The sequence below is a fragment of the Duganella sp. CF402 genome, from assembly GCF_900109645.1.
Lineage (GTDB): Bacteria > Pseudomonadota > Gammaproteobacteria > Burkholderiales > Burkholderiaceae_D > Rugamonas.
Window position 1 is genome coordinate 785662 of record NZ_FOBG01000001.1, and the last position, 25822, is coordinate 811483.

26 protein-coding genes are annotated in these 25822 nt (G+C 63.5%); 16 read left to right on the forward strand and 10 right to left on the reverse strand.

Going from position 1 to position 25822, the window contains the following annotated elements; genetic code table 11:
- Positions 1-7 precede the first annotated feature (7 nt).
- From BMZ70_RS03620 to BMZ70_RS03645, 6 genes are read right to left on the reverse strand one after another with little or no spacing between them, the layout of a single operon-like run.
- A complete protein-coding gene (locus tag BMZ70_RS03620) occupies positions 8-1210 on the reverse strand; it encodes a type II secretion system F family protein (RefSeq protein WP_092270038.1) in 1203 nt (400 codons plus the stop codon).
- Positions 1210-2955 (reverse strand): GspE/PulE family protein, encoded by a 1746-nt coding sequence (locus tag BMZ70_RS03625; RefSeq protein WP_229205278.1) that lies wholly within the window; start codon positions 2953-2955, stop codon positions 1210-1212. Before BMZ70_RS03625 ends, BMZ70_RS03620 begins: the two co-directional genes overlap by 1 nt.
- Positions 2918-4618, reverse strand: coding sequence for a tetratricopeptide repeat protein (locus tag BMZ70_RS03630; protein ID WP_229205279.1), 1701 nt, complete (start codon positions 4616-4618; stop codon positions 2918-2920). The genes BMZ70_RS03625 and BMZ70_RS03630 overlap by 38 nt, the downstream gene beginning before the upstream one ends.
- The gene (mshL, locus tag BMZ70_RS03635) at positions 4615-6456 is read right to left on the reverse strand and encodes a pilus (MSHA type) biogenesis protein MshL (RefSeq protein ID WP_092270043.1); all 1842 of its coding nucleotides are present in this window, start codon (positions 6454-6456) and stop codon (positions 4615-4617) included. Before mshL (BMZ70_RS03635) ends, BMZ70_RS03630 begins: the two co-directional genes overlap by 4 nt.
- Before the next feature lie 52 nt (positions 6457-6508).
- Positions 6509-7408, reverse strand: a complete 900-nt coding sequence (locus BMZ70_RS03640; protein WP_092270046.1) for an ExeA family protein — start codon at positions 7406-7408, stop codon at positions 6509-6511.
- A 20-nt stretch (positions 7409-7428) separates the two neighbouring features.
- A complete protein-coding gene (locus BMZ70_RS03645; RefSeq protein ID WP_092270049.1) occupies positions 7429-8145 on the reverse strand; it encodes an ABC transporter ATP-binding protein in 717 nt (238 codons plus the stop codon).
- A 114-nt stretch (positions 8146-8259) separates the two neighbouring features.
- Between BMZ70_RS03645 and BMZ70_RS03650 the strand changes: the two genes are divergently transcribed.
- The 15 genes from BMZ70_RS03650 to BMZ70_RS03720 all read left to right on the forward strand — a co-directional run bounded on the left by BMZ70_RS03650 (position 8260) and on the right by BMZ70_RS03720 (position 21440).
- Entirely contained in the window at positions 8260-9969 is a 1710-nt protein-coding gene (locus BMZ70_RS03650) for a GspE/PulE family protein (RefSeq protein ID WP_092270052.1), read from the forward strand.
- Between the two features lie 3 nt (positions 9970-9972).
- Positions 9973-11205 (forward strand): type II secretion system F family protein, encoded by a 1233-nt coding sequence (locus BMZ70_RS03655; protein ID WP_092270055.1) that lies wholly within the window; start codon positions 9973-9975, stop codon positions 11203-11205.
- A gap of 28 nt (positions 11206-11233) precedes the next feature.
- Positions 11234-11731 carry a type II secretion system protein gene (locus BMZ70_RS03660; protein ID WP_130300920.1) on the forward strand — a complete coding sequence of 166 codons (498 nt, stop codon included), beginning with the start codon at positions 11234-11236 and terminating at the stop codon, positions 11729-11731.
- Positions 11732-11760: 29 nt separating this feature from the next.
- Positions 11761-12279, forward strand: a complete 519-nt coding sequence (locus BMZ70_RS29170) for a type II secretion system protein (protein ID WP_092270061.1) — start codon at positions 11761-11763, stop codon at positions 12277-12279.
- Between the two features lie 28 nt (positions 12280-12307).
- Positions 12308-12874 (forward strand): pilus assembly FimT family protein, encoded by a 567-nt coding sequence (locus BMZ70_RS03670; RefSeq protein ID WP_255372212.1) that lies wholly within the window; start codon positions 12308-12310, stop codon positions 12872-12874.
- Positions 12864-13538 carry a type IV pilus modification PilV family protein gene (locus BMZ70_RS03675; RefSeq protein ID WP_092270067.1) on the forward strand — a complete coding sequence of 225 codons (675 nt, stop codon included), beginning with the start codon at positions 12864-12866 and terminating at the stop codon, positions 13536-13538. Before BMZ70_RS03670 ends, BMZ70_RS03675 begins: the two co-directional genes overlap by 11 nt.
- Positions 13535-14431: a type II secretion system protein gene (locus BMZ70_RS03680; RefSeq protein ID WP_092270070.1), complete on the forward strand. Its 897-nt coding sequence runs from the start codon at positions 13535-13537 to the stop codon at positions 14429-14431. Before BMZ70_RS03675 ends, BMZ70_RS03680 begins: the two co-directional genes overlap by 4 nt.
- On the forward strand, positions 14428-14886 hold the full coding sequence (locus BMZ70_RS03685; protein WP_092270073.1) for a pilus assembly PilX family protein: 459 nt from the start codon (positions 14428-14430) through the stop codon (positions 14884-14886). Before BMZ70_RS03680 ends, BMZ70_RS03685 begins: the two co-directional genes overlap by 4 nt.
- 163 nt (positions 14887-15049) lie before the next feature.
- On the forward strand, positions 15050-15949 hold the full coding sequence (pilM, locus tag BMZ70_RS03690) for a type IV pilus biogenesis protein PilM (RefSeq protein ID WP_307183327.1): 900 nt from the start codon (positions 15050-15052) through the stop codon (positions 15947-15949).
- Complete coding sequence (locus tag BMZ70_RS03695; RefSeq protein WP_092270079.1) at positions 15946-16599, forward strand: hypothetical protein; 654 nt, start codon at positions 15946-15948, stop codon at positions 16597-16599. Before pilM ends, BMZ70_RS03695 begins: the two co-directional genes overlap by 4 nt.
- Positions 16596-17321, forward strand: coding sequence for a type II secretion system protein GspM (gene gspM / locus BMZ70_RS03700; protein WP_092270082.1), 726 nt, complete (start codon positions 16596-16598; stop codon positions 17319-17321). The genes BMZ70_RS03695 and gspM overlap by 4 nt, the downstream gene beginning before the upstream one ends.
- Positions 17318-17656 carry an MSHA biogenesis protein MshK gene (locus BMZ70_RS03705; RefSeq protein WP_229205280.1) on the forward strand — a complete coding sequence of 113 codons (339 nt, stop codon included), beginning with the start codon at positions 17318-17320 and terminating at the stop codon, positions 17654-17656. The genes gspM and BMZ70_RS03705 overlap by 4 nt, the downstream gene beginning before the upstream one ends.
- Before the next feature lie 15 nt (positions 17657-17671).
- Complete coding sequence (gene mshL, locus BMZ70_RS03710) at positions 17672-19447, forward strand: pilus (MSHA type) biogenesis protein MshL (protein ID WP_092270084.1); 1776 nt, start codon at positions 17672-17674, stop codon at positions 19445-19447.
- Positions 19448-19449: 2 nt separating this feature from the next.
- A complete protein-coding gene (locus BMZ70_RS03715; protein ID WP_092270087.1) occupies positions 19450-20346 on the forward strand; it encodes an ExeA family protein in 897 nt (298 codons plus the stop codon).
- Complete coding sequence (locus BMZ70_RS03720) at positions 20343-21440, forward strand: tetratricopeptide repeat protein (RefSeq protein WP_229205281.1); 1098 nt, start codon at positions 20343-20345, stop codon at positions 21438-21440. The genes BMZ70_RS03715 and BMZ70_RS03720 overlap by 4 nt, the downstream gene beginning before the upstream one ends.
- A 13-nt stretch (positions 21441-21453) precedes the next feature.
- On the opposite strand, the gene BMZ70_RS03725 is transcribed toward BMZ70_RS03720, so the two are convergent.
- Genes BMZ70_RS03725 through BMZ70_RS03735 form a run of 3 tightly spaced genes read right to left on the reverse strand, consistent with a single transcriptional unit; the run spans position 21454 to position 24090 of the window.
- A complete protein-coding gene (locus tag BMZ70_RS03725) occupies positions 21454-22437 on the reverse strand; it encodes an HD-GYP domain-containing protein (RefSeq protein ID WP_092270089.1) in 984 nt (327 codons plus the stop codon).
- 14 nt (positions 22438-22451) lie between these two features.
- Positions 22452-23630, reverse strand: coding sequence for a pyridoxal phosphate-dependent aminotransferase (locus BMZ70_RS03730; RefSeq protein WP_092270092.1), 1179 nt, complete (start codon positions 23628-23630; stop codon positions 22452-22454).
- 25 nt (positions 23631-23655) lie between these two features.
- Positions 23656-24090 carry a putative toxin-antitoxin system toxin component, PIN family gene (locus BMZ70_RS03735; RefSeq protein WP_092270094.1) on the reverse strand — a complete coding sequence of 145 codons (435 nt, stop codon included), beginning with the start codon at positions 24088-24090 and terminating at the stop codon, positions 23656-23658.
- Positions 24091-24151: 61 nt separating this feature from the next.
- On the opposite strand from BMZ70_RS03735, the gene yaaA reads away from it, so the two are divergent.
- Entirely contained in the window at positions 24152-24922 is a 771-nt protein-coding gene (yaaA, locus tag BMZ70_RS03740) for a peroxide stress protein YaaA (protein WP_092270097.1), read from the forward strand.
- Positions 24923-24973: 51 nt separating this feature from the next.
- Here the strand turns inward: yaaA and BMZ70_RS03745 are convergent, their stop codons facing one another.
- Positions 24974-25789: an outer membrane protein assembly factor BamD gene (locus tag BMZ70_RS03745; RefSeq protein WP_092270099.1), complete on the reverse strand. Its 816-nt coding sequence runs from the start codon at positions 25787-25789 to the stop codon at positions 24974-24976.
- Positions 25790-25822: the final 33 nt, after the last annotated feature.

Consider the following 25822-nt stretch of genomic DNA (forward strand, 5'->3'; position numbering starts at 1 on the left):
GATGGCCTCAGGTCTTGATCTTGCTGATCGTGTCGTAGATCGGTCCCATCACCGACAGCATGATCCAGCCCACCATCACGCCCAGCACCACGGTGATGGCCGGCTCGATCATGGACTGGACTTTCTCGATCGATTCCTTCACTTCGCGATTGTAAAAGTAGCTGACGTTGCGCAGGGCGCCGTCGAGCGCGCCGGTCGATTCGCCAACCTTGAGCATGCGGATCACCAGCGGCGGGAAGATGCCGGTGTTGGCAAACGCGGCGGTGATGCCGGTGCCCTCGGAAATCTGTTGCGCCGCGCGGCGCAGGCCGGCCGCCACCACGCGGTTGCCGACAATCCCCTCGGACAGCTGGATGCACTCCAAAATCGTGATCCCGGAGGCGTACATCATGGCAAAGAAGGTGGCGAAGCGCGCCAGGATAATCTTGTGCAGCACCGGGCCGATCATCCAGATGCGCAGCTTGAAGCCGTCCGCCGCGTAGCGCGCCTGCTCGCTCCGGTTCAGCCAGTAGCGCAGGCCGAAGTAGGCGGTCACCGGCAGCCCCAGCAAGATGTACCAGTAATCGATGAAGATATTGGACACGAAGATCAGCACCTTGGTGTGCAGCGGCAGCGTGTTGCCCATGTTCTTGACGAAGGAGGTGAGCTGGGGAACCAGGTAGATCATCAGGAAGAACATCACGCCGGTGACGAACACGCCGACGGCGGCCGGGTACATCACGATCTTCTTGGTCTGCGAGGCCAGCTCGTCCTGCCACTTCAGGGTTTCCGACAGGTTTTTGAACACCTCGGTCAGCTTGCCGCTCTGCTCGCCGGCCATGATCAGGCTGGTGAAGGTGACGTCGAACACTTCCGGGTAGGCCGCCATCGAGGCCGACAGCTGCTTGCCGCCTTCAATGTTTTCAATCAGGCCGGTGATCATTTCGCGGAAGCGCGGGTGGTCGATGCTCTCGCGCAGGTCGTTCAGGCCGTCGAGGATGGGCACGCCGGCGCCGGTCATCTGCTCCATGTGGAAGCAGAAATTGATCAAGTCCTTGCGGGTGATCAGGCGCTTGAGGGCGATCACCTTGGCGCGCGAGACGCGGTAGTCGACCAGGTCCAGCCCCATGCGGTGCAGGCGCAGTTCCAGGTCCGGCTCGTTGGCGGCGTCCATATTGCCGGGCTGGATCGCGCCGGCGGCATCCATCGCGCGGTAGAGATATTGCGGCATCAGGCCAGCCTTTCGGTGAGGTCCACCACGCGGCCGACTTCTTCCAGCGTGGTCACGCCTTCCAGCACGCGGCGCAGGCCGTCGTCGATCAGGCTGTGGAAGCCGCTTGCGGCGGCAGCGTTTTTCAGTTCGCGCGAGGAGGCGCGGCGCGCCACCAGTTCGTCCAGCTGCGGCGTCATCTTCAGCAGTTCGATGATGGCGATGCGGCCCTTGTAGCCCTGGTGCGCGCACTTGTCGCAGCCGACCGGGCGGTACAGGGTTTGCGGGCCGCTGTCCTCGGGCAGGCCGAGCAGCTTGCGCTCGATCTCGTCGGCCACATGGGCTTCGCGGCAGCTGGTGCACAGCTTGCGCACCAGGCGCTGGGCGACGATGCCGATGATGTTGCCGGACATGATGTCGCCCAGCACGCCGATGTCGAGCAGGCGCGGGATGGCGCCGATGGCCGAATTGGTGTGCAGGGTGGAATACACCTGGTGGCCGGTCATGGCGGCGGCAAACGCCATTTCGGCGGTTTCCTTGTCGCGGATCTCGCCCACCAGGATCACGTCCGGGTCTTGCCGCATCATCGAGCGGATGCCCTCGGCAAAACCCATCTTGGACGATTCGTTGACCGAGGTCTGGCGGATCATGTTCATCGGGTATTCGACCGGGTCTTCCAGCGTCATGATGTTGACGCTTTCGGTGTTGATGTGGTTGAGGATCGAATACAGGGTGGTGGTCTTGCCCGAGCCGGTGGGGCCGGTCACCAGGATCACGCCGTCGGGGCGGGCGATCATCAGTTTCAGCAGATTCAGTTCTTCTTCCGCCAGACCGAGTCCGTCCAGCGGCACGATGCCTTTCTGGCGGTCCAGCACCCGCAGCACGAAGTTTTCGCCGTGCGTGGTCGGCTGCGCCGAGGCGCGGAAGTCGATCTGGCGGCCGGAAAACTTGATCGCGATGCGGCCGTCCTGCGGCGCGCGCGTCTCGGCGATGTTCATATTCGACATCACCTTCAGGCGCACCGCCATCGCCGGCCAGTAGGATTTGTGCAGGCTGCGGATCTGGCGCAGGATGCCGTCGATGCGGTAGCGGATGCGCAGGAACGATTGCTCGGGCTCGAAGTGCAGGTCGGAGGCGCCGTTCTGCACCGCGTCGGCCAGGATGGCGTCGATCAGGCGCACCATCGGCTGGCTGTACTCGTCCGAGGTGGTGCCGAGGCTGGCGTAATTGACTTCGCCGGTCTCGATCTCGTGCAGGATGCCGTCGATCGACAGCTCGAAGCCGTAATACTGGTCGATGGCGCGCTGGATGTCGGACTCGTTGACCAGCAGCGGCGTGATGGTGATGCCCTTGACCAGCATGGCGCTGATCTGGTCCAGCGCCACGATGTTGCTGGTGTCGGACATGGCCAGGATCAGGTTGTCCGTGGCGCGCTCGTAGACGATCGGGAACACGCGATAGCGCTTGGCCACGTCTTTCGGGATCAGCTTGAGCGCGATGGCGTCCACCACCAGGCTGTTCAGGTCGGCGCTTTGGGTGTTGAGGTTTTCCGACAGTGCCTCGCGCACCGTGGCTTCGGTCACGAAGCCGAGCGCGATCAGCATTTTCCCGAGCGGCTCGCCGGTGCTCTTTTGTTCGATCAGGGCGATGCGCAGCTGGTCTTCGCTGATGATGCCTTTCTGGATCAGCAGTTTGCCGAGCGGGAGTTTGGGTTGTTCAGCCATGAGTTCAGTGTGCGGCGGCGCCTGCGCTGGCGCCCAGTTCATGCAGGCGCTTGCGCAGCGCGTTGCGGTCGAAGCCGACGGCCTTGTCCTGCGCCAGCGCCAGCGCGCGCTGGTAGTAATTGACGGCCAGCTTGGGCTGGTTCAGGCGGTCCAGGCCGATGGCCAGGTTGTAGGCGTAGTCCGGATTGTCCGGCGCGGCGCCGGCGGCGCGGAAGTAGGCTTGCTGGGCATCGCCCCAGCGGCCCTGCTGCGCGTACAGGTTGCCAAGCGCGAACAGCACCGGCGCGGCGTCCGGATTGGTGGCCAGGATGGCTTTCAGGCGCGCTTCGCTGCGGCTGATGTCGCCCTGGCGCAGGCCGATCAGGCCGGCGGTGGCGGCGCCGTCGTTGGGCGCCAGTTCGAGCAGGCGCAGGTAGAACCCGGCGGCCTTGTCCTTCTGGCCCTGGCGCGCAGCCACGGCGGCGGCGCCGAGCAGGGCGTCGCGGTTGTTCGGGTCCTGGCCCAGGGCCTGGTCGTATTGCTGCTGGGCGGCCGGCAGGTCGCCGCTGTTGAAGGCGTTGTAGGCGCCGTCCAGCACCGGGGCCACCGGCGACACCTGCATGCTGCGGGCAACGCGGATTTCACCGCTGTCGGGCGCCGCCAGCGTCGGCATTTGCTCGGCACGCGGCGCGGCGGCAGCCGCAGTCGCGGCCTGGATGGCGCTGCGGGCGGCGGCCAGTTCTTCCTCGGTCCTGGCGATGCGTTTTTCCAGCGCTTGCTGGGCCGAGCGGTTGACGCCGGACGGCGCCAGCATCGGATCGTCGCTGTCGGCCGGGGCGGCCGGCGGCGCGGCGCCGGGGCCGAGCGCGGCCACCACCATCTGGGCCGGGGTGGCGCCGGTGGCGCCGGGCGGCGGCATCGGTACCGGCGGCAGGCCGGCGCCGGCGCCGGGTCCGCTCAGGGCGCGCCAGTAATACAGGCCAAAGCCGCCCACCAGCAGCACCAGCAGGGCAATCAGGCCGATCATGCGCAGGCGTTCCGGATCCATGCCGGTCGGTTCGGCGGTGGCGGCGGCGCGCGCGCGGGCACGGGCGGCCGCACGCGGCTTGTCGCCGCCGGCCGGCGGCGCGGCGGACTTGCCGCCAGCGCCGGCGTGCGGGCCGTTGCCGGCAGCGGCCGGTTTGGCGGCGGACGCAGCAGGGGCGGCAGCGCGCGGCGCGGTGGCCTGCGCGGACGGAGCCGGGGCCAGGCCGGCATCGTCGGCCGGCAGGGCAGCGGCAGTGCCGTGGCCCGCCGCCGTTGCGGCCATTGCGGCCGATGCGCCGAGGCCGCTTGCGGCGGCTGCGCTCGCGGCCGGCGCCGGCGATGCCGGCTTGGCCTGCGCTGCGTTGACCGGATCGGAGGGATCAAGCGCGAAGTCGAGTGTCATGCCCGGCTCCTTGTGGTCGCTGGCGGCCGGGAGCGGGTCGGGCGACGGACGCGGCGCGCTGCTGGCGACCGGCGCCGGCGCGTCGCCGGCCATCGGTTCCAGGCTCAGCGCGTCGAGATTGAACTCGCGCTTGGGCGCCGGGGCCGGTGCGGCTACAGCGTCGGCGGCCTGGGCCGGTTCCGGCGTCAGCGCCAGGATCTCGTCAAACGCTTCCGACGGCTTGTCCAGCTCGTCGTCGGAAAGCGCGTTTTGTTTTGCGCGCTCGGCTTTCTTGAGCGCTTGCATTAGAAGACTCATGATCCATTCGCCTTGGCAGGAACAGGGTATGGTTCGGGATCGGGCGTCTGGCCCGGCAGGATGTAGCGGTAATCCTTGTAGTCGCCGTTGATGCTGGCGTCCTTCACCACCACCGGCCGCATGAAAATCACCAGCTCGGTCTTGGTGGTGTTCTCGTTACGATACGAGAACAGGTCGCCCAGCAGCGGAATGCGGCCCAGCACCGGCACGCTGTCCTTGGCGTTGTCCACCGAATCCTGCATCAGCCCGCCCATGACGGCGATCTGGCCGCTGTTGACCTTCATGATCGATTCCAGCTCGCGCGCCTGGATCACCGGCACTTCGCTGGTGACATTGGCCGACGCCAGCGCCGGGTTCGGATCCCTGACCTTGCCGACCACGCGGGTGATGGTCGGGCGCACATTGAGCGTGACCTCGTCGCTGTCGGAAATCTGCGGCGTCACGCTCATCACGAAGCCGACCGGCACCGTTTCCAGGTGCGACTCGTAGGTGGCCGGGGTGGTCGGTATGCCGTTGGCGTTGAGGATGGCCGGCGTCACCTTGATCGAGAAGAACACATTGTTGTCGACCACCTTGAGCAGCGCGGTCTGGTTGTTCAACACGCTGATTTTCGGGCTCGACAGCACTTTCACCTTGCCGAACGATTCCAGCAGCTGGATGGTGGTGGCGATGCTGCCCAGGCGGCTGGTCGGGTTGGTGTAGTTGAGCACGAAGATGCCGGGCGTGGAGCCGACCGTGACGCCGCTCGGCAAGGTGCCGACCGCGCCCTGCGTCAGCTTGAGCCCGCCGCCGGCCAGGTTGGACCAGTTGATGCCCTGCTGGTAGGCGTTGCTCAGTTTGACCTCGATGATGGTCGCCTCGATCAGCACCTGGCGCTTGGCCGCGCCCAGCACCACATCGAGGAACTGGGCGATCTTCTCGTGCTGGCGCGCGGTCGCGCGCACGGCGATCAGGCCGCCTTCGGGATTGACGATCACCGAGCTGTTGGCGGCGTTGTTGCGCTGGCCCAGCGCGGCCTGGGCGAAGCCGCTGGCCTGTGCGGCCGGGTCGGCGGGGCTGCCGCTGCCGTCGTTCTGGTTGGACGCGCGCAGCATGTCGCGGATGTTCTTCTCGAGATTGAACCAGAAATTATTATCCGAGCGGTTGTTCACCACCGTGGTGGAGTTGTTGTTGCCATTGCCGGCCGGGCCGTTATTGGCCGGCGCTTGCTGGCCCTGGGCGCCGCCGGTATTGGCGGCGCTGTTGAGGTTGCCGGTATTGCCGCTCTGGCTGGTCTGCTGGGTCGATTGCTGTTGCTGGTTGGTCCCGTTGGCGGACGAGGACGCGTCGCCGCTGCCGCCGCCGGTGGTGGAAATCTGGGTCGCGATGTTCACGCTGCTGGAAGTGCTGCGCGCGATGTTGACGTAATCGACCTTGTAGTTGCGCCATTCCGGGCTGTCCGGCAGCACCGTCAGGGTGTCGCCGTGGAGCTCGTAGCGCATGTCGACCTGGCGCTGGATGCGGCTCAACAGCTGCGGCAGGCTCTGGTCGAGCGCGTTCAAGGTGACTTGTCCTTCGATGCCGGGGTGGATGTCGACGTTGAGGCCGGCGTCGCGCGCCAGCGCGAACAGCAGCGACTGCACCGGCGCCTTGTGCACCGTCACGCTGTAGGTGGCGACCTTGGCGGCCGGCTTGGGCGGCGGCAGCGCCACGCTTTGCTGGACCGGCTCCGGAATCACCCCCGCCGGCGGCGGCGCTTCACTGATGTGGGCCGGCGACGGCGTGATCGGCTGGCTGGCGCAAGCACTGAGCAAGACGCTGCAAACCACGGGGACGAAGGGAGAGCGCGGTGTTTTCATCGTTTCAGGTCGCAGGTTTTGTTGTGCTTTTGCAATTATAGATGGCATGATCTTACAAATTCCGCGCCGCCGCAAGGATCAGGCCGCAAATCAGGATGAATGCGCCCACGATAGCAACAGCTTTGGCACTGAGGCGGCCTCCGGTCCGGCGGAACGGCGACTCGGCGATGGCCTGGCGCGCGTGACGCGCCTCGACCATGTCGACGTCGTCGGCAAACGCCGCCAGCAGCGCCTTGTCGGCCAGGATATTGATGCGGCGGACGATGCCTTGCGAGGCGTCGGCGATCAGCTTGGCGGCGGCCGGGCTGAACAGGGCGGGGCCGTCATGGCCGGCCGCGCGCAGGCGGAACGACAGGAAGTCCCCGGTCAGGTCGGCCTGCAGCGGCGGCACCTGGAAGCTGTGGGTGATGCGTTCTTTCAGCTGGCGCATGCTGGCCAACTCCAGATGCTCATCGAGCTCGGGCTGGCCGAACAGCACGATTTGCAGCAGCTTGCTGCGCGCCGTCTCTAAATTAGTGAGCAGGCGGATCGCTTCCAGCGTGTCGAGCGGCATGGCTTGCGCTTCCTCGACCAGCAGCACCACCTGGCGGCCTGCGCTGTGGCGGGCGATCAGCTCGGCGTGCAGGCCGCGCTGGACTTCATCGGCGCGCAAGCCGCCGGTCGGCAGGCCCAGCTCGGCGGCGATGGCGTGCTGCACTTCCAGCGGATTGAGGTTGGGATTGACCAGGTAGATGACGTCGATGTGCGGCGGCATGCGGCTTTCCAGCATGCGGCACAGCATGGTCTTGCCGGTGCCGACCTCGCCGGTCACCTTGATGATGCCTTCGCCTTGGCCGACCGCGTACAGCATCGCTTCCAGGATATCGCCCCGGGTATTGCCGGAGTAGAAGAAGGCCGGGTTGGGCGTGATATTAAATGGCGACTCGCGCAGGCCGAAGTGGGATTGGTACATGGTCGTTGTCACGCTATCAGTCACGCAATGCAAGTCAGGAAGGCTTGTTCCAGCGTCGCCGCGCCGTACTGCGCGCGGCATTCGGCCGGGCTGCCGCTAAATCGGATGGCGCCGTCGTGCAGGATGGCCATGCGGTCGCACAGCTCGTCCACATCGGCCAGCGCGTGCGAGGTCAGGAACATCGTGCTGCCGGACTGGTGCAGGCGGCGCAGCTGGTCCTTGAGCAGCGCGCGCGCTTTCGGATCGAGGCCGCTCATCGGCTCGTCCAGCACGTACAGCGGCTTGGGCGCCAGCAGGCAGGCGGCCAGGCCCAACTTCTGGGTCATGCCTTTGGAATAGCTGCGCACCTCGCGTTTGAGGGCGGCGGGATCGAGGTCGAGCGCGGCCAGCATGGCGGCCACGGCTTGCGGCTGGTAAGTCAGGCCCTGCAAGGTGAGCAGATAGCGGATGAAGTCGGCGCCGGTCAGGTAATAGGGCGGCGTGAAGCGCTCGGGCAGGAAGCCGAGCGGCTGGCGCGCGGCCGGGCGGTGGTGCGGCTGGCCGAAGATCTCGATGCTGCCGTCGTCCAGCGCGCAGAAATCGAGCAGGCATTTGATCAGGCTGGTCTTGCCGGCGCCGTTGACGCCGACCAGCCCGAAGCATTCGCCGGCGCGCAATTCCAGGTCGACGCCGCGCAGCACGCTGGCCGCGCCGTAACGCTTGGTGACTTGCTGGATGCGCAGGGCTGGGTGGTTCATGGCCGACACTGTAGCGCATCCGTCTGAAGAAAGCGACACCTTGGCTCGCGTCGCGCCCGCTTTCTGGACTAGAATGGCCGCAAGTTTTGGTGAGAATCTTCAAGGAGCGGTTTTATGTCGAGGCCCGATAAAGTCCGGCTGGGGGAAATCCTGGTGCAGCAAAAGCTGCTCTCGGAAGAGCAACTGGGGCTGGCGCTGGCCGATCAAAAGCGCAGCGGGCGCAAGCTTGGCCGCGTGTTTATCGAGAACGGCTATGTTACCGAGGAACAGATCGCCGGCGCGCTGGCGCGGCAGTTGAACATTCCTTACCTGAACCTGAAGTTCTTCAACATCAATCCGGAAATTGTGCGGCTGCTGCCGGAAACCCAGGCCCGCCGCTTCCGCGCGCTGGTGCTGGAAGACCGCCACGGCGCGCTGCTGGTCGGCATGTCCGACCCGACCGACCTGTTTGCGTATGACGAGATCGCCCGCATCGTCAAGCAGGAGATCGAGCTGGCGGTGGTCAACGAGACCGAGGTGCTGGCCGCCATCGATCGCATCTACCGCCGCACCGAGGATATCTCCGACCTGGCGCGCGAGCTGGAGCAGGATCTGGGCGACACCGCCTCAATCGACTTCGGCGCGCTGGCGGCGGCCAATCCCAACCTTGAAGAAGCGCCGGTGGTCAAGCTGCTGCAATCGGTGTTTGACGACGCGGCGCAGGTGCGCGCTTCCGATATCCACATCGAGCCGCAAGAAGGCCGGCTGCAAATCCGCTTCCGCATCGACGGCGTGCTGCACTTGCAGACCGAGGCCGATATCAAGATCGCGCCCTCGCTGGCGTTGCGCTTGAAACTGATGTCGGAGCTGGATATCTCCGAAAAGCGCCTGCCGCAAGACGGCCGTTTCGCCGTACGGGTGAAGAACCAGCGCATTGATGTCCGTATCTCCACCATGCCGACCCAGTACGGCGAATCGGTGGTGATGCGTCTGCTGAACCAGGGCGGCATGCAGCTGCGGCTGGACGCCATCGGCATGCCGCGCGGCGTGCTGGAAAAATTCCGCGCCATCGTCCAGCGGCCGAACGGGCTGGTGCTGGTGACCGGGCCGACCGGCTCCGGCAAGACCACCACCTTGTACAGCGCGCTGGCCGAACTGAATTCGGTCGAGAAAAAACTGATCACGGTGGAAGACCCGGTCGAGTACCGCCTGCCCGGCATCAATCAGGTGCAGGTCAACGACAAGATCGAGCTGAACTTCGCGCGCGTGCTGCGCTCGGCGCTGCGGCAAGACCCGGACATCGTGCTGGTGGGCGAGATGCGCGACCAGGAAACCGCCGCCATCGGCCTGCGCGCCGCCATGACCGGCCACTTGGTGCTGTCGACGCTGCACACCAACGACGCCTGCAGCACGCCGCTGCGCCTGATGGACATGGGCGTGCCGCGCTATATGGTGGGCTCCTCGCTGCAGGCGGTGCTGGCGCAGCGTCTGGTGCGGGTGATCTGCGAAAGCTGCACCACGCCCTACGAACCGACCCCGACCGAGCGCGAATGGCTGACGCTGGAACTGAACGACAAGGTCGACAAGGGCCGCTATTTCCACGGCAAGGGCTGCTCGCACTGCAACGGCATGGGCTATCGCGGCCGTACCGGCGTGTACGAACTGCTGGAAATGACGCGCGCGGTGGTGGATGCCGCCAACGATCCCGACCCGGCCCACTTCCTCAAGGTGGCGCAGGCACAGATGGGCGGCGAAACGCTGCGCCGTCACGCGGTCGCCTTGGTGATACAGGGCCGCACAACAGTGTCGGAAGCCATGCGCATCAGTAACCAGGTCGAGGATTAAACCGTGCCATTTTTCGCCTACAAGGGCCGCAACGCGCGCGGCGAGCTGATGCAAGGCGTGCTGGAAGCGGCCGATAGCGGCGCCGTCGCCGACCAGCTGTTCAATACCGGCGTGACGCCGATCGAGATCGTGGTCACCAAAAAGACCGCCGCCGACAATGGCGAGACCTGGTGGGTCAAGCTGCTGGAAAAGAAAGTCACGTCGATGGACGTGCAGCTGTTCAGCCGCCAGATGTACACGCTGCTCAAGTCGGGCGTGCCCATCATGCGCGGGCTGGCGGGCTTGCAGGAGTCGGCGGTGAGCAAGGCCTTTGGCAAGGTGATCAAGGATTTGCGCGAATCGCTGGACGCGGGCCGCGAGCTGTCGGCCGCCATGCGGCGCCATCCGGATGTGTTTACGCCGTTTTATTTGTCGATGGTGCGGGTAGGGGAGATGACCGGGCGGCTGGAGGAGGTATTCCTGCGATTGTTTGACCACCTCGAGTTCGACCGCGACATGCGCGAGCGGGTCAAGACCGCCACCCGCTATCCAACCTTTGTGGTGATCGCGATGGTGATCGCCATGATCGTGGTGAATATGTTTGTGATTCCGGCCTTCGTCGGCGTGTTTGCCAAGTTTGGCGCCGAGCTGCCGCTGATGACGCGGATCCTGATTGGCACCTCCAACTTCACGGTGCGCTATTGGCCGGTGATGGCGGCGGCGGTGGCGCTGGGCATCTGGGGCTTCCGCGCGTGGATCGCCACGCCCAAGGGCTTGTATGAATGGGACAAGTTCAAGCTGAAGATCCCGGTGGCGGGCAAGATTGTGCTGAAGGCGACGATGGCGCGCTTTGCCCGCAGCTTCGCGCTGTCCAGCCGCAGCGGCGTGCCGATCGTGCAGGCTTTGTCGGTGGTGGCGCAGACGGTGGACAACGCGTACCTGACCGCCCGCGTCGAGCAGATGCGCGACGGCGTCGAGCGCGGCGAGAGTATCCTGCGCACGGCGGCGGCCAGCAATGTGTTCACGCCCATCGTGCTGCAGATGATTGCGGTGGGCGAGGAGAGCGGTTCTATCGATGATCTGATGGACGAGATCGCGCAGATGTATGAGCGCGAGGTGGATTACGAGCTCAAGACCTTGTCGGCGCAGATCGAGCCGATTTTGATTGTGTTCCTGGGCATCATGGTATTGGTGCTGGCGCTGGGCATCTTCCTGCCGATCTGGGATCTGGGCAAGGCAGCCTTGCACCGTTCATAAGTAAATTATGTCTTTCTTGGCAATATCTGTGTCGGCGAAACAACGGGGCGCGAGTTTGTTGGAATTTGCCGTGGCGGTGGCGGTAATCGGCATTTTGATGGGCTTGCTGCTGCAGCGGATCTGGTTTTACCAGGACCAGGCGGAGAAGACGGCCGTAGAGATGACGGTGGCCAACGTCAGGACCGCCTTAGAAATTAAGGTGGTTGAAGCGAATTTGCCGGGCAGGAACGTCGATTTAACGTTTCTGGCCGAAGAAAATCCGTTTAATTTATTAAAAACCAAGCCAGCCAATTACGCCGGCGAGTTATTTCACCCAAGTGACAAGGATATCGGGCCGGGAAATTGGTGTTTCAACCGGGCGGATAAGAGTCTGGTTTATTTGTTAAATAATAGAAATTCTTTTGTAGATGCTCAATCGAAACGCTTGAAGTTCAAGGTAAAATTATTTCGCTTGCCCCAAAGTCCCGCCAAGCCGTCAGCCACACCGGAACCCCAGAGTGTGGCCTTTGAGCAAGTTAAGGACTGACCTTTTTAAGACGATTTGGAGAGACACAAATGAACAAGCCAGCACCGACCGCAATGCGCCAACAAGCCCAAGGCGGCTTCACGCTGATCGAATTGATTGTAGTGATCGTTATCCTCGGCATCCTCGCCGCCACCGCTTTGCCGAAGTTCGCTAATCTGGGTGGCGACGCGCGCATTGCATCGTTGAATGCCGCGCGCGGCGCACTTTCGGCGACTGTGGCGATGATACACGGCCAAGCCCTGGTAGACCCAACACGTACCGAAGTGACTAACGAGGGGCAAAAGACCTCTATTGTGAATGGCTATCCGAAGGCCGATACTGATACGTCAAAAGCGGCGGGCTTAACCGATAACGATTACGTTGTGACGGTAGGCGTTGCCTCAGCTACTGAATATGCTCCTGCCGTGCTCGATAAAACCATACTGATTCAGCCGAAAAGTGTTTCTGCGAATGCCTTCGGCAAGACCTGCTTTATCGTCTATGCGGAAGCCGTCAATTCCACGACGCCGCCGGTCATTACGTCGACCACGACCAACTGCGGTCAGTAATCACGCTGCGGCATAACCGGGTGCTGCGTTGAACCGCGCTGCACTTCGGCGGTCTGGCGGCTTCACGATGGTGGAGCTGATTACCGTGATGGTATTGGTCGGCATACTGGGCGCCATTGGTTACGCCCGGTTTGCCGACACCAAGAGCTTCGCCAACCGCTCCTACGCCGACCAGGCCAAGTCCATCATCCGCTACGCGCAAAAGCTGGCCGTCACGCAAAACCGCAATGTCTTCGTGCGCTCGGAGCCGGCTGGCTTCGCGGTCTGTTTTTCCAACGGCTGCCCTGACGGCGCCTCGCTCGCCTACGCGCCAGGCGGCAGCAACAGCGGCGGCACGGCCACTCGCGCCTACTGCCAACAATACGGCGCCTACGTCGCCAGCTGGATGTGCGAAGGCCGCCCCGATGCCAGCGTGGCCGTCGCCAGCAACACCGTCCGCAATGAATTCGGCAGCGGCGGTTTCTTCTACTTCGACGGCCTCGGCCGGCCACACAACCGCGACGGCTCCACCTTCACCAAGATGATCCTGAGCTTTACCAGCGGGACCACCAGCAACGCCGTCACCATCGAGGCGGAGACCGGCTATGTCCATTAAGCGCCATCGACGCCAGACCGGCTTGACCATGATCGAACTGGTGCTGTTCATGGTCATCGTCGGCGTGGCGGCGGCTGGCATCATGGGCGTGCTCAATATCGGCGGCAGCCACAGCGCCGACCCGGTGCGCCGCAAGCAAGCGCTGATGGTCGCCGAAGCGCTGATGGAGGAAGTGCTGCTGGCCCGCTTCACCTACTGCGACCCGAGCTATGCCAAAGCCGACACCGCCACCTCGCAAGCCGACTGCGGCACCAGCCCGGCCCAGCCGCTGGTTATCGGCACCACGACCGGCGGCCGGCCTTACGGCAACGTCGCCAACTACGGCAGCGCCGCCGGCGCCGCCACGCACAGCTTTGCCGACAGCGTGAGCGGTATCGATGTCGACATCAACGGCCGCGCGCTGGGCGTGAACCAGTCGGGCGGCACCATTGGCAATGCTTCGCTGGCGGGCATGACCACCACGGTCACCTTGCGCTATCTGGTCGCCGACGCCGATCCCCTCAAAGACAGTCGCCTCGGGCCGGGCGGGCGCGCCATCGCCTCGGACCCCAGCGATATCCGCGCCCTGCGCATCACCTTGCGCACCACCTACGGCACCGGCGCCAACGATTTCGTTGAGCTGGACGCCTACCGCACGCGCTACGCGCCGAACTATCTGCCATGACGACCTCGCGCAAACACACGCTCAAGCAGCACGGCTTCACGCTGGTGGAAGCCGTCATCGTCATGGTGGTGACCGGGGTGCTGGCCGGCGTGATGGTGCTGTTCATCCGCCAGCCGGTGCAAAACTATGTCGACGCCGCCGGCCGCGCGGAACTCAGCGACACCGCCGACCTGGCGCTGCGCCGTATGGCGCGCGAATTGCGCGGCGCGCTGCCCAACAGCATCCGCACCAACTTCAACAATGGCGTATGGTATGTGCAGTTCATTCCGGCCAAAGCCGGTGGTCAATACCTGGCGGTGGAGGACAATCCCACCGTGACCGGCGCCACGCCATTGAGCTTTACCTCGACCAGTGCGAAGTCCTTCAACATCGTCGGTCCGTTGCCGGTCGGTGCTGCGGCGATCGTGCCGAACACCGATTACATCGTCATCTACAACCTCGGCAACGGCATCGCCGGCGCCGATGCCTACGATGGTGGCAACATCGCGCAGGTGGCGGCGCTGAATATCGTCAATCTGAATCCATTGTTGACCATGACAAGCAATCCCTTCGCTCTGGCCGCCACGCCGAATGCCTCGCCAGGCCACCGCTTCAATGTGGTCAATACGCCGGTCACCTTCCGCTGCGAGGGCAGGGCCGACGGCACGGGCACGCTGGCGCGGATTGAAGATGGCGCTTTTGCGAGCACCCAGCCGCAGCCGGCCGTCGGCGGCAATCCGCTGCTGGCTGCCAACGTGCAGGAATGCGATTTTAGTGCGGCACAAGCGGGCAGCCTGCATAGCGCCCTGATCGGCATGACCTTGTCGCTGGCGCGCCCGCGTGCCGGCGGCGCGGCCAATGGACTGGAGACGGTTACCTTGGTTCACCAAATCCACGTGGACAATACGCCATGAAGACCTTACGCAAACAAGCCGGCGTCGCGCTGGTGACCGCGATTTTCCTGCTGGTGGTGCTGGCCGGGCTGGCCGTGGCCGTGGTATCGCTGAGCAGCGCGCAACAAGATGCCGCCACCAAGGATGAAATGGGCACGCGCGCCTACCTGGCCGCCAGATCCGGCATGGAGTGGGCGCTGTTCACCGCACTGAAGGGCGGCGCCGGCACCCCTCCGGCGAATTTGAATTGCCTGACGGCGACACCGATCACCTTTGGCATGCCGCCGGGGACCTTGTCGGCATTCTCGGTGACGATCACGTGTACCCAGCCCAGCAAAGGTTATGGCGATGACAGCCCCAGCGATCCAACCGCCGGGCATTTCCGCATCACGGTCACTGCGTGCAACCAGTCGCCATGCCCGGCCAACAATAAAGGCCCGGATTATGTGCAGCGCCAGATCACGGCGCAGCTTTAAAGACGCAACTGTGTGGAAATGTGTGTATTTTTGCGGAATCATTGCCATTCTGAGCATATAAATTGGTGCAACTTGAATATAATCAATCATCTAGCGCGTAAACTTCGTGTGTTGAGCTATGGGCTTTTTTAAGCGGGCTAAAAAATCGGATGGATGGCTGACCGTGACGTTTTTGCGGGATGGCGTTTGTGCGGGCCGCGTTCAGCGCCGCCGCGATGCCAAGGCCGTGGTCGAGGTGTCGGCCTTTTATCCGTCCGGTTCCAGCTTTTCGCCCGAGGCGCTCGATAAACTCAACAAGGACCTGAAGGCCGGCGGCTACAACTGCGGCACCATGCTCGGCGGCGGCGAGTACCAGATGCTGATGGTCGATGCGCCCAACGTGCCGCAGGACGAACTGAAAACCGCCGTGCGCTGGCGCTTGAAGGATATGCTCGACTTCCACGTCGACGACGCCACCATCGACGTGCTCGATATTCCGGTCGACGCCAGCAATGCCGCGCGCGGCCACTCGATGTTTGCGATCGCCGCCCGCAATGCGCTGATCCAGTCGCGCCAGGAGTTGTTCAGCGAAGCCAAGCTGGACCTGACGGTGATCGACATTCCCGAAATGGCGCAGCGGAATATCTCCGCGCTGCTGGAAACCGACGGCCGTGGCCTGGCCATGCTGTCCTTCGACGCTGACGGCGGTCTGCTGACCATTACCTATAAAGCCGAACTGTACCTGTCGCGCCGTATCGACGTCACGCTCGAGCAATTGCTGGAGCGCGATTCGGACCGCCAGCAAGTCCACTTCGACAAGATCACGCTGGAGCTGCAACGCTCGCTTGACCACTTTGACCGCCAGTTCCATTACGTGAACGTGATCAAGCTGCTGCTGGCGCCGACCGGCGCCGAAGGCTTGCATGAACACCTGGCCGCCAACCTGTACATGCCGGTGGAGGCGATGACGCTGGACGATGTGTTTGACCTGAGCCGTACGCCGGAGTTGCAGGATCCGGCGCAACAGCAGCGCTTCTTCCTGACCCTGGGCGCGGCGTTGCGGCATGAGGAGGTGCGTCTGTGAGCCAGCAGATCAATCTCTTCAATCCCATCTTCCTCAAGCAGAAGACGATTTTTACCGCCGTGCCGATGGCGGAAGCGCTGGCCATCATCCTGGCCGGCGCGCTGCTGTTGAACTGGTACGCGGTGCGCAGCGTGGACGAACTGGAACAGGAAGCGGCGGCCGGCAAGGCCATGCTGGCCAAACGCGAGCAGCGCCTGAACCAGGCCCGCACGCAATTCGCGCCGCGCGCCAAGGATCCGGCGCTGGCGGCGCAGGTGACGGCGGCCGAAGCGGAATTGAAGGCGCTGCACGATGTGTCGTCGGTGCTGCAGGGCGGGGCGCTCGGCAATACGGCCGGCTATGCCGAATACTTCCGCGCGTTCTCGCGCCAGAATGTGAGCGGCTTGTGGCTGACCGGTGTGAGCATCAACGGCGCCGGCAATGATATCGGCGTGCAGGGCAGGGCCATGCAGGCCACGCTGATTCCAAATTACATCGCCCGCCTGACGGGCGAGCGCGTCATGCGCGGCAAGACCTTCGCCAGCCTCGATATCGGGCGGCCGGATGCGGCGGCGCCCGCAGCCACGCCGGGCGCTGCACCGGCAGCGGCAGCGGCAGCGCCGTTTGTCGAGTTCAGCCTGCAATCGACCGCGCAGGAGGCTGCCAAATGAAACAGCAGCTGCTGCAACAATGGATTAAGCTCAGCACCAAGCTGGACGCCATGACCTTGCGCGAACGCGCGATGGTGTTTGTGGCGGCGGTGGCGGCGGTGCTGTTCCTGCTGTACACGGTGTCGATGGAGCCGTTGCTGAACAAGCAGAAGTTGCTGCGCCTGCAGGTCAAGCAGCAGCAAAACCAGATCAGCGGCATCGATAACGAAATTGCCGCGATGGCGCAGGGCTTTGTGGTCGATCCGGATGCGGCCACGCGCGACAAGCTGAAGGCGGTCCAGCATGAAATCGACACCACCAGCGCCGGCCTGATGGCGGTGCAAAAAGGATTGGTAGCGCCGGACAAGATCGCGCCGCTGCTCGATCATCTGCTGCGCGGCAATGGCAAGCTGAAGCTGATGTCGATGAAGACTTTGCCAGTCGCAGGCTTGAACGAGGCGATGCAGCCAGCCGCTGCCGCCCCGGCGGCCGGCGCCCAGCCCGCCGTGCCGGCGAACCCCGCACCGCAGCCCAAGCCGCGCGAGCTGCTGTATCGGCACGGCGTGGAGATCGTTTTGCAAGGCAGTTACCTGGACATGGTGAATTACATGGAAGCGCTGGAATCGCTGCCGGTGCAGCTGTTCTGGGGCAAAGCCAAGCTGGACGCGCAACAGTATCCGAATTCGCGCCTGACGCTGACCCTGTACACGTTGAGCCTGGACCCGAAATGGATGAAACTATGAAGCGCCTGCTGTGCTCACCTCTGTTGCTGATGCTGCTGCTGGTCGGCGCCGTGCAAGCGCATGCGCAAACGCTGGCCGACCCGACCCAGCCGCCGCCGGAATCGCGCCTGCTGCCGCAGAGCGAAGCGCCGGCCGTGCCGAGAGGCCCGCAGCTGCAATCGGTGCTGATCGGCTCGCGCGGGCGCGAGGTGGCGGTGATCGACGGCCAGACCATCCGCAAGGGTGAAAAATTTAACGGAGCGGTGCTGGTGGAAGTCCGCAAGAACCAGGTAGTGCTGCAAAACGGCCGGAACAGGCAGGTGCTGACCCTGTTCCCGGAACCGGCGCAGAAATAAACGCGAAGAACGCTTATGCAAAAAATTCTGACCATCGCCATCGCGACCATGCTGCTGCTCGGCGGCTGCCAGACGCCGTCCACGCGCGACACCTACGACAAGATCAACACCGAGGTGAACGCGGCCGCCGCCAAGCCATCCGCCGCGCGCCAGAACGATGCCGTGGCCAGCGCCTTGCTGCCGCCGGTGTCGCAACTGGCCGACCAGCTGCCGAAAGCGCGTGCGGTGCTGGATGAGCGTTTCAACGTATCGTTCAACAACGTGCCGGTGCAGCAGTTCTATAACTCCATCGTGGCGGGCACCCGCTACAACATGCTGATCAACCCCGAGGTGAGCGGCAATATCACTGCCAACCTGAAAGACGTAACCCTGTTCGAAGCGCTCGACGCAGTGCGCGAGATGTACGGCTACGACTACAAGGTGGAAGGCACGCGCATCTACATCCGTCCGCTGACCATGCAGACCAAGATGTTCAAGATTAATTACCTGGTGGCGGTACGCAAGGGCGCCTCCAGCCTGCGAGTGTCGTCGACCTCGGTGGCGAATGCGGGCACCAGCAACAGCGGCAACCAGAGCAGCGGCGGGAACAACAATAACAATAACAACAACAGCGGCGGCGGCAACGACTCTGATTCGAACAACCCGAACAGCCGTGGCACATCGCAGCGCGATTCCGCCAACGTCTCGACCCGCTCGGAAAGCGACTTCTGGCTGGAACTGAAGACCGCACTGGAAGCGCTGGTGGAAACCGGCAAGGATGGCCGTAGCGTCACCATCAGCCCGCAATCGGGCGTGATCGTGATCCGCGCCATGCCGGACGAACTGCGCAATGTGGACATGTATTTGAAAGCCACCCAGCTGTCGGTCGACCGCCAGGTAATTTTGGAGGCCAAGATCCTCGAAGTGGAATTGAACAGCAATTTCCAGAGCGGCGTGAACTGGGCGGCGTTCGGCAAGTTCGCTGCGGGTGGAAATAACCGCTTCTCGGCTGGCACGGTCCAGCCGGACACCACGCTCGGCCCGCTGGGCACGGCGTTGAGCAGCGTCGGCAAGTCCGGCATCAATTCGTCGCCGGGCAGCACGCTGGGCGCGGCGGCCGATGCGGCCGGCACGCTGTTCGGCATGGCCTTCCAGACCAGTAATTTCGCCGCGCTGATTTCCTTCCTTGAAGGGCAGGGCACGGTGCACGTGCTGTCCAGCCCGCGCATCGCCACGCTGAACAACCAGAAGGCGCTGCTGAAAATCGGCACCGACGAGTTTTATGTGACCGGCGTCAGCACCACCACGACCACCAGCGGCACCGGCACCGGCGTCAGCTCGCCGACCGTCACGCTGCAACCGTTCTTCTCCGGCGTGGTGCTGGATGTGACGCCGCAGATTGATGAAGACGGCAACATCATCCTGCACGTGCACCCGTCGGTGAGCCAGGTGTCGACCGTGAACAAGGGCTTGAACCTCGGCTCGCTGGGCAATTTCACCTTGCCGCTGGCGGCGTCGTCGACCTCGGAAATGGATAGCATGGTGCGCGGCCAGAACGGACAAGTGGTGGCGATCGGCGGCTTGATGCGCCAGGCCACGACCACCGACCGTTCCGGCGTGCCGGGCGCCAGCAGCGTGCCGGTGCTGGGCGCGCTGTTCGGCAGCAAGAGCGAAATCATCCAGAAGCGCGAGCTGGTGGTGCTGATCAAGCCGACGGTGGTGGAATCGTCGTCGGACTGGAACCAGGACCTGCTCGACAGCAGCCGCCGCATGAAGGAGCTCGATCCCTCACGCGGCAAGGGGCGGAACTGATCATGTACAGCAAACACTTCGGCCTGCGCGAGGCGCCGTTCAGCATCACGCCGGACACCAGCTATTTCTTCACCAGCCCGCATTCGCAGGAGGCGTTGAATACCTTGCTGGTGGCGGCCAAGAGCGGCGAGGGCTTCATCAAGATCACCGGCGAAGTGGGCACCGGCAAGACGCTGCTGTGCCGTAAGTTCATTGCGACGGTGGGGCCGGATTTTGTCACGGCTTACATTCCGAATCCGTATCTGGAACCGCGCACGCTGATGCTGGCTCTGGCCGATGAGCTGGAAGTGCCGCTGGAGCGCGATGTGGATCAGCACCAGTTGCTGAAGTCGATCACCCATCGCTTGATGGATCTGGCGCGCGAAGGCAAGCAGGTATTGCTGCTGCTGGATGAGGCGCAGGCGATTCCGACCGAGAGCCTGGAAGCCTTGCGCCTGCTGACCAACCTGGAAACCGAGAAGCGCAAGCTGCTGCAGATCGTGTTGTTCGGGCAGCCGGAGCTGAACCAGCATTTGCAGGAGAATTCGATCCGCCAGCTGGCGCAGCGCATCACCTTCCATTACCACCTTGGGCCGCTGTCGCGCGATGATATCGAATACTACCTCGCGCACCGCTTGCGCGTAGCCGGGTATGCGGGTGGGCGGTTGTTCAGTCGCGGTGCGATTGCGGGCTTGTACAAATCCAGCGGCGGGATTCCGCGGCTGGTGAACATCATGGCAAATAAAGCGCTGATGCTGTGCTACGGCGAGGGCAAGCAGCAGGTCACGCGCCGCCACGTGAACCTGGCGGCCAGCGATACCGTGACGCCGCAGGGCAGTGCCCTGCGCTGGGCGTGGATGGCGGCGGGGCTGAGTTTGCTGATCGCCGCGTGTGGGCTGACTTGGGCGCTGACCAAATGAGCTTGATCAATAAAATGCTGCAGGATCTGGACGCGCGCGCAAGTGGCGGCGCGGCGTCGGCCGTGCAGCAGGATGAGGTGAAACCAGTGCCTTCGATGGAGCGCGACCGGCGGCCGATGCTGCTGGGCGGCGCGGTGGCCGGTGTGCTGGTGATCGCGGCTGGCGGCTGGTATGGCTGGCAGTACTGGCAAGCGCATCAAGCGCCGCCGCCAGCGCCACCGCAGCCGGTGCGCGTGATCGATAACCGTGTGCCTGGCCAGCCGCGCTTCCAGGAACCGCCGGCCGCCAAGCCGGCCGAACCAGCGAGCGTGGCAGCCGTGTCGGCCGCAAGCGGCGTGAAGCCGGCGCCTGCTGCGCGCGAGGACGACGCCACAGCGGCGCGTGGCGAGGCCAAGTCGCCACGCCCCGCGCGCTCGGCATCATCGCACGCGGCGGAGGGGACGGACGCTCGCGCCGAGCCGGCGCCGCGCAAGGCTGCGCGCGGGCCAGCTGCTGCGCCGTCGACTGGCGAGGGCGTGGTGCAGACGCCGAAACAGCTGTCGGAGAATAGTTATCGCCGCGCGTTGGCGGCGCTGCAGGAAGGTCGCGTCAGTGCGGCGCTGGCGGAGCTGGACAAGGCGGTCGAAATCGATCCGCGCAATGATGCAGCGCGCCAGACCTATGTCAGCCTGCTGCTGGAAAACCGCCGCACCGATGATGCGATCCGTCAGCTTCGCCTCGCGCTCGGCATCGATCCGCGCCAGCCGGGGTTGGCGATGGTGCTGGCACGCCTGCAATTGGAAAAGGGTGGTCCGGCGCTGGACACGCTGTTGAAGACTTTGCCGTATGCCGGCAACAGCGCTGATTACCATGCCTTCCTGGCTGGCGTGCTGCAACGTGAACAGCGCCACACCGAAGCGGCCGATCATTACCGCGCCGCGCTGCAGCTGGCGCCGCAAAATGCCGTATGGTGGATGGGATTGGGGATCTCGCTGCAAGCCGACCAACACCTGCCGGAAGCGCGCGAAGCCTACAACCGCGCCCGCAGCACCGGCGGCCTGACACCGGAACTGCGCAGCTTCGTCGACCGCAAGATCGACCAGCTGTCGCGCTGATCAGTCGCGCGGACTACAGCGCCGCTTGCTCGCCCCAGATCTGCTTCATGCTGAAGCGGATCGAGGCCTGATCCTCACTCAAGGACTCGGCAATGCAGCAACCGTCATCACCAGTGCGGCGCTGCTCGGCCGGCCGCAGCACAGCGCCCGCCGGGTCGCGCAGGCAATGGACGCCGCGTGCCTCGCCACCATTCAAACGCTGGCTCACCACACCGATCTCGCCGCTGGTCAAACGCACCACGCAGCCCGGCGGATAATCCCCCAGCTCGCGCAGGAAGTGCTGCGCCAGTTGCGGATCCACCGGCGCCACCTTGTCCTCGATCAGATTCTTCAAGGCCTGATGCGGCGGCAGCGAACGCCGGTAATTGCGCGCCGACACCTGCGCGCAGTAGCGGTCCGCAATGCTGAGCAGCTTGGCGTTCTGGGTCACCTGCGGACTGGCGATGCCAGCCGGATAACCGCTGCCTTCATCATTCTCGTGGTGCATCAGCACGCAGGAAATCCACTCGTCGTCCTCGATGCCGACGCAGCGCAGCATGTCCACGCTTTCCTCCGGGTGGCGGCGCACGATGGCCATCTCCTCGCTGGTCAGCGGCGTGTTCTTGTTCTGGAAGGTTTCGTGATGGCGCAGCATGCCCACGTTCATGGTCAGCGCGGCGGCGGTGACGGTCAGCGTGTTGGCCGCATCGAGCCCCATCGCGCGCGCAATCACCACCGACACCACGGCCGTTTCGATGCAGTGCCGCACCGCGTAGCTGCCGTTGATCTGGCTGAGGAAAATACAGGCCAGCGCAACGTCCGGATTGATGGCCACCGCTTGAATGAGCTCGCGCGCGATGTCGCGGATATCGCTCTCGGCATTGTGCTCGTTGCGCAGGTTGTGCAGCAGGCGTTCCAGCTCACGGTTGCACAGGTTCAGCTGATGCAGCACCGACGGCGTGGTTTCTGCAAACGCCGGCGCCTCCAGCGGCGATTGCAGTTGATTAGCTTCGGACATTTTGTGATCCCGATCTACACTTTGCCCAGCCTCTCCAATGCGAGTGCCAGGGTCTCATCTTTTTTGGCAAAGCAGAAGCGCACGATGCCCGACTCCTTGCCTTGCTGGTAAAACGCCGAAACCGGGATGGCCGCGACCTTGATTTCGGTGGTCAGCCATTCTGCGAATTCTGCTTCCGTCTGTGTAGAGATTCTATCGTATCGGACGCACTGGAAGTAAGTGCCGTCGGCTGGAAGCAACTCGAAGCGTGTGTTTTTGAGCCCATCGCGGAACAGATCGCGCTTGCGCTGGTAAAAGGCCGGCAGTTCCAGGTACGGTTTTGGATCGGCCATATAGCTGGCCAGGCCGTGCTGCATCGGCGTGTTCACGCTGAAGACGTTGTACTGGTGGACTTTGCGGAACTCCGCCATCAGCGGCGCCGGCGCGGCCACGTAGCCGATTTTCCAGCCGGTGACGTGATAGGTCTTGCCGAAGCTGGACACCACAAAGGCACGCGCCGCCAGCTCCGGGTAGCGGCTCACGGATTCGTGCTGGTGGCCGTCGTAGACCATGTGTTCGTAGACTTCGTCCGACAGGATGAGCACGTCCGTACCGCGCACGATGTCGGCCAGCGCCTGCATGTCGGCGGCGCGCAGCACGGTGCTGGTTGGATTGTGCGGGGTGTTGATGATGATCAGGCGCGTCTTGCTGGTGACAGCGGCGGCCACTTTGTGCCACGGCACGGTGTAGCCATTTGGACCGACTTCCATTTCGACCGCCACCGGCACGCCGCCGGCCAGCGTAATCGCCGGCACATAGCTGTCGTAGACCGGCTCGATGACGATCACCTCGTCGCCCGGATGGACGCAGCAGAAGATGGCCGTGGTCAGCGCCTGCGTGGCGCCGGCGGTGACGGTGATCTCGCTGTCAACGTGATAGGCGTGGCCGTAGATGGCCGCGATCTTGGCGACGATGGCCTGGCGCAGCACCGGTGCGCCGCTCATCATCGGGTACTGGTTGAAATCGGCTTGCATGGCGTCGTTGACGGCGCTGAGCAGGCTGCGCTCGCAACCGAAATCGGGGAAGCCCTGGCCAAGGTTAACCGCACCAGCCTGCGCGGCCAGCATCGACATTCGGGTGAAAACTGTGGTGCCGACCGCCGGCAAACGGGTGGTCAGGGCTGGCGTCGTCGGCAGATTGGAGCGGCTATTCATGATGAAGGCGTAGTTGACAGATAGCCTATTCTAGCGCAATCCACTTCTCCGGCAACATGACCTTGAACATGCCCTCGCGCGCCAGGCGGCGGGCCAGTTTCAGCAGCGCTTTATCTTTCGTGATCAGCACCTCGGCGCCGGCGTCGCGGGCGATTTCCAGGAACTTCTGGTCGGCCTTGTCGCTGCAGACCGGCAGCACGATGCTGGACACGGGCGGCGCCACCACCTTGATCAACTGGTCGAAGCGGGCGGTGGCCAGTGGGCGGCTGTCGTCGTCGAGCGGCAGGTGCTTGTAGTGGAGGACGATGTTGAACTCGTCGCGGCAATCGGAACGGGTGACCGCTTCGACCTCGCCGCTCTCGATGGCGGCCACCAGCTTGGCCCAGCGCGGATCGCTAAACACGAACAGGTCGAGGCAAACGTTGGTGTCGATAACGATTTTCTTTGGAACAGGTATCATGTAGGGCTAGTAATGTTGAAAATGTTTTTGGAATCGTTTTTGGAATCGTTTTTGGAATCTTATGCTGATAGTGCTTTCCCCGGCAAAAAGTCTCGATCTGGAGACCCCGCCCACCACCAAGCTGCACACGCAACCGTCGTTTCTCGACCATTCCGAGCAGTTGATCCACCGTCTGCGCGAATTCTCGCCGACCGAGCTGGGTGAGCTGATGGACTTGTCCGACAATCTGTCGGCGCTGAACGTGGCGCGCTATGCCTCGTGGACCAAGGATACCAGTGAAGCCCGCCAAGCTGTAATGACCTTCAATGGTGACGTCTACGACGGCCTCGACGCCCGCACCCTGAAGCCGGCGCAGCTCGATTACGCGCAATCGCGCATCCGCATCCTGTCCGGCCTGTATGGCATGCTGCGGCCGCTGGACCTGATTCATCCGCACCGGCTGGAAATGGGCACCCGTCTGGACACGCCGCGCGGCAAGAACCTGTACGATTTCTGGGGCGATACCATCGCCAAGGCGCTGAACCAGACGGCGGGCGAGCAGGGTGCTGAGACGCTGGTCAACCTGGCGTCCGAGGAGTATTTCAAGTCGGTCAAGCCGAAAGCGCTGGAACTGCCGGTGATTACGCCGTTGTTCGAGGACTGGAAGAACGGCAAATACAAGATCATCTCGTTCTACGCCAAGCGCGCGCGCGGCCTGATGGCGCGCTACGCCGCCGTCAAAGGCATCACCGATCCGCAAAAGCTGAAGAAGTTTGATGTCGACGGCTACGCCTTCGACAAAGCCAGCTCGGACGATAAAACCTGGATCTTTCGCCGCAAGCTGGAGGCCTGAGCACGTCATCCCGGCGAAAGCCGGGATCCATGCTGAGTGCGACGGGAGGGATTACATCGCGGCGTTGGTGCTCCAGAAGTTCCACCATTTACGCTCGGCTTTCTTGCCTTCGTCGAGGAACTTGGAGTTCGGGTAGTTGAGCTTGAAGACGCGCTCGGTGTCGCTCTTCAGCTCGGTCATGCCCAGCTTGTCGTAGCTGCGGATCATGATGAACAGCGCTTCCTCGATCGATGGCGAGTCGCGGAAGTCGTTCATGATGCCCATTGCACGGTTCGCCGCCGCCAGGTAGGCGCCGCGACGGTAGTAGTAGCGCGCCACGTGGATTTCATACGACGCCATCGCATTCAGCAGATAACGCATGCGGGCCAGCCCATCCGGGGTATACTTACTTTCCGGGAACTTGGTCACCAGCTCTCTGAAGGCCGCATACGCTTCGCGCGTGGCTTTCGGGTCGCGTTCGGTGGCGTCCTGTTCGTAGACGAAGTTCAGGAAGCTGATCTGGTCGTTGAAGTTGATCAGGCCGCGCAGGTAGTACATGTAATCGACATTGGCGTGATTCGGGTGCAGCTTGATGAAGCGCTCAACTGCCGCCAGTGCCTGCGCCTGGTCCTGCGATTTGTAGTAGGCATAGGCGATATTCATCTGCGCCTGCTGGGCGTAGGTGCCGAATGGATAGCTCGATTCCAGCTTCTCAAACAACTGAATTGCGCGCTCGTAGTGCTGGCCTTCCAGTTCTTCGTTCGCCTCCGAGTATAATTTCGTAGCGCTCCAACCTTTTGTTTCGTCGGCCTTTTCAGAGAACAGGCCACAACCGGACAAACCAAGCAGAACAACCGTTGCTGCGACTACCGATAATTTTTTTTGCATATCTTTTGCAAGAAACTGTTTAACCAATGTTTT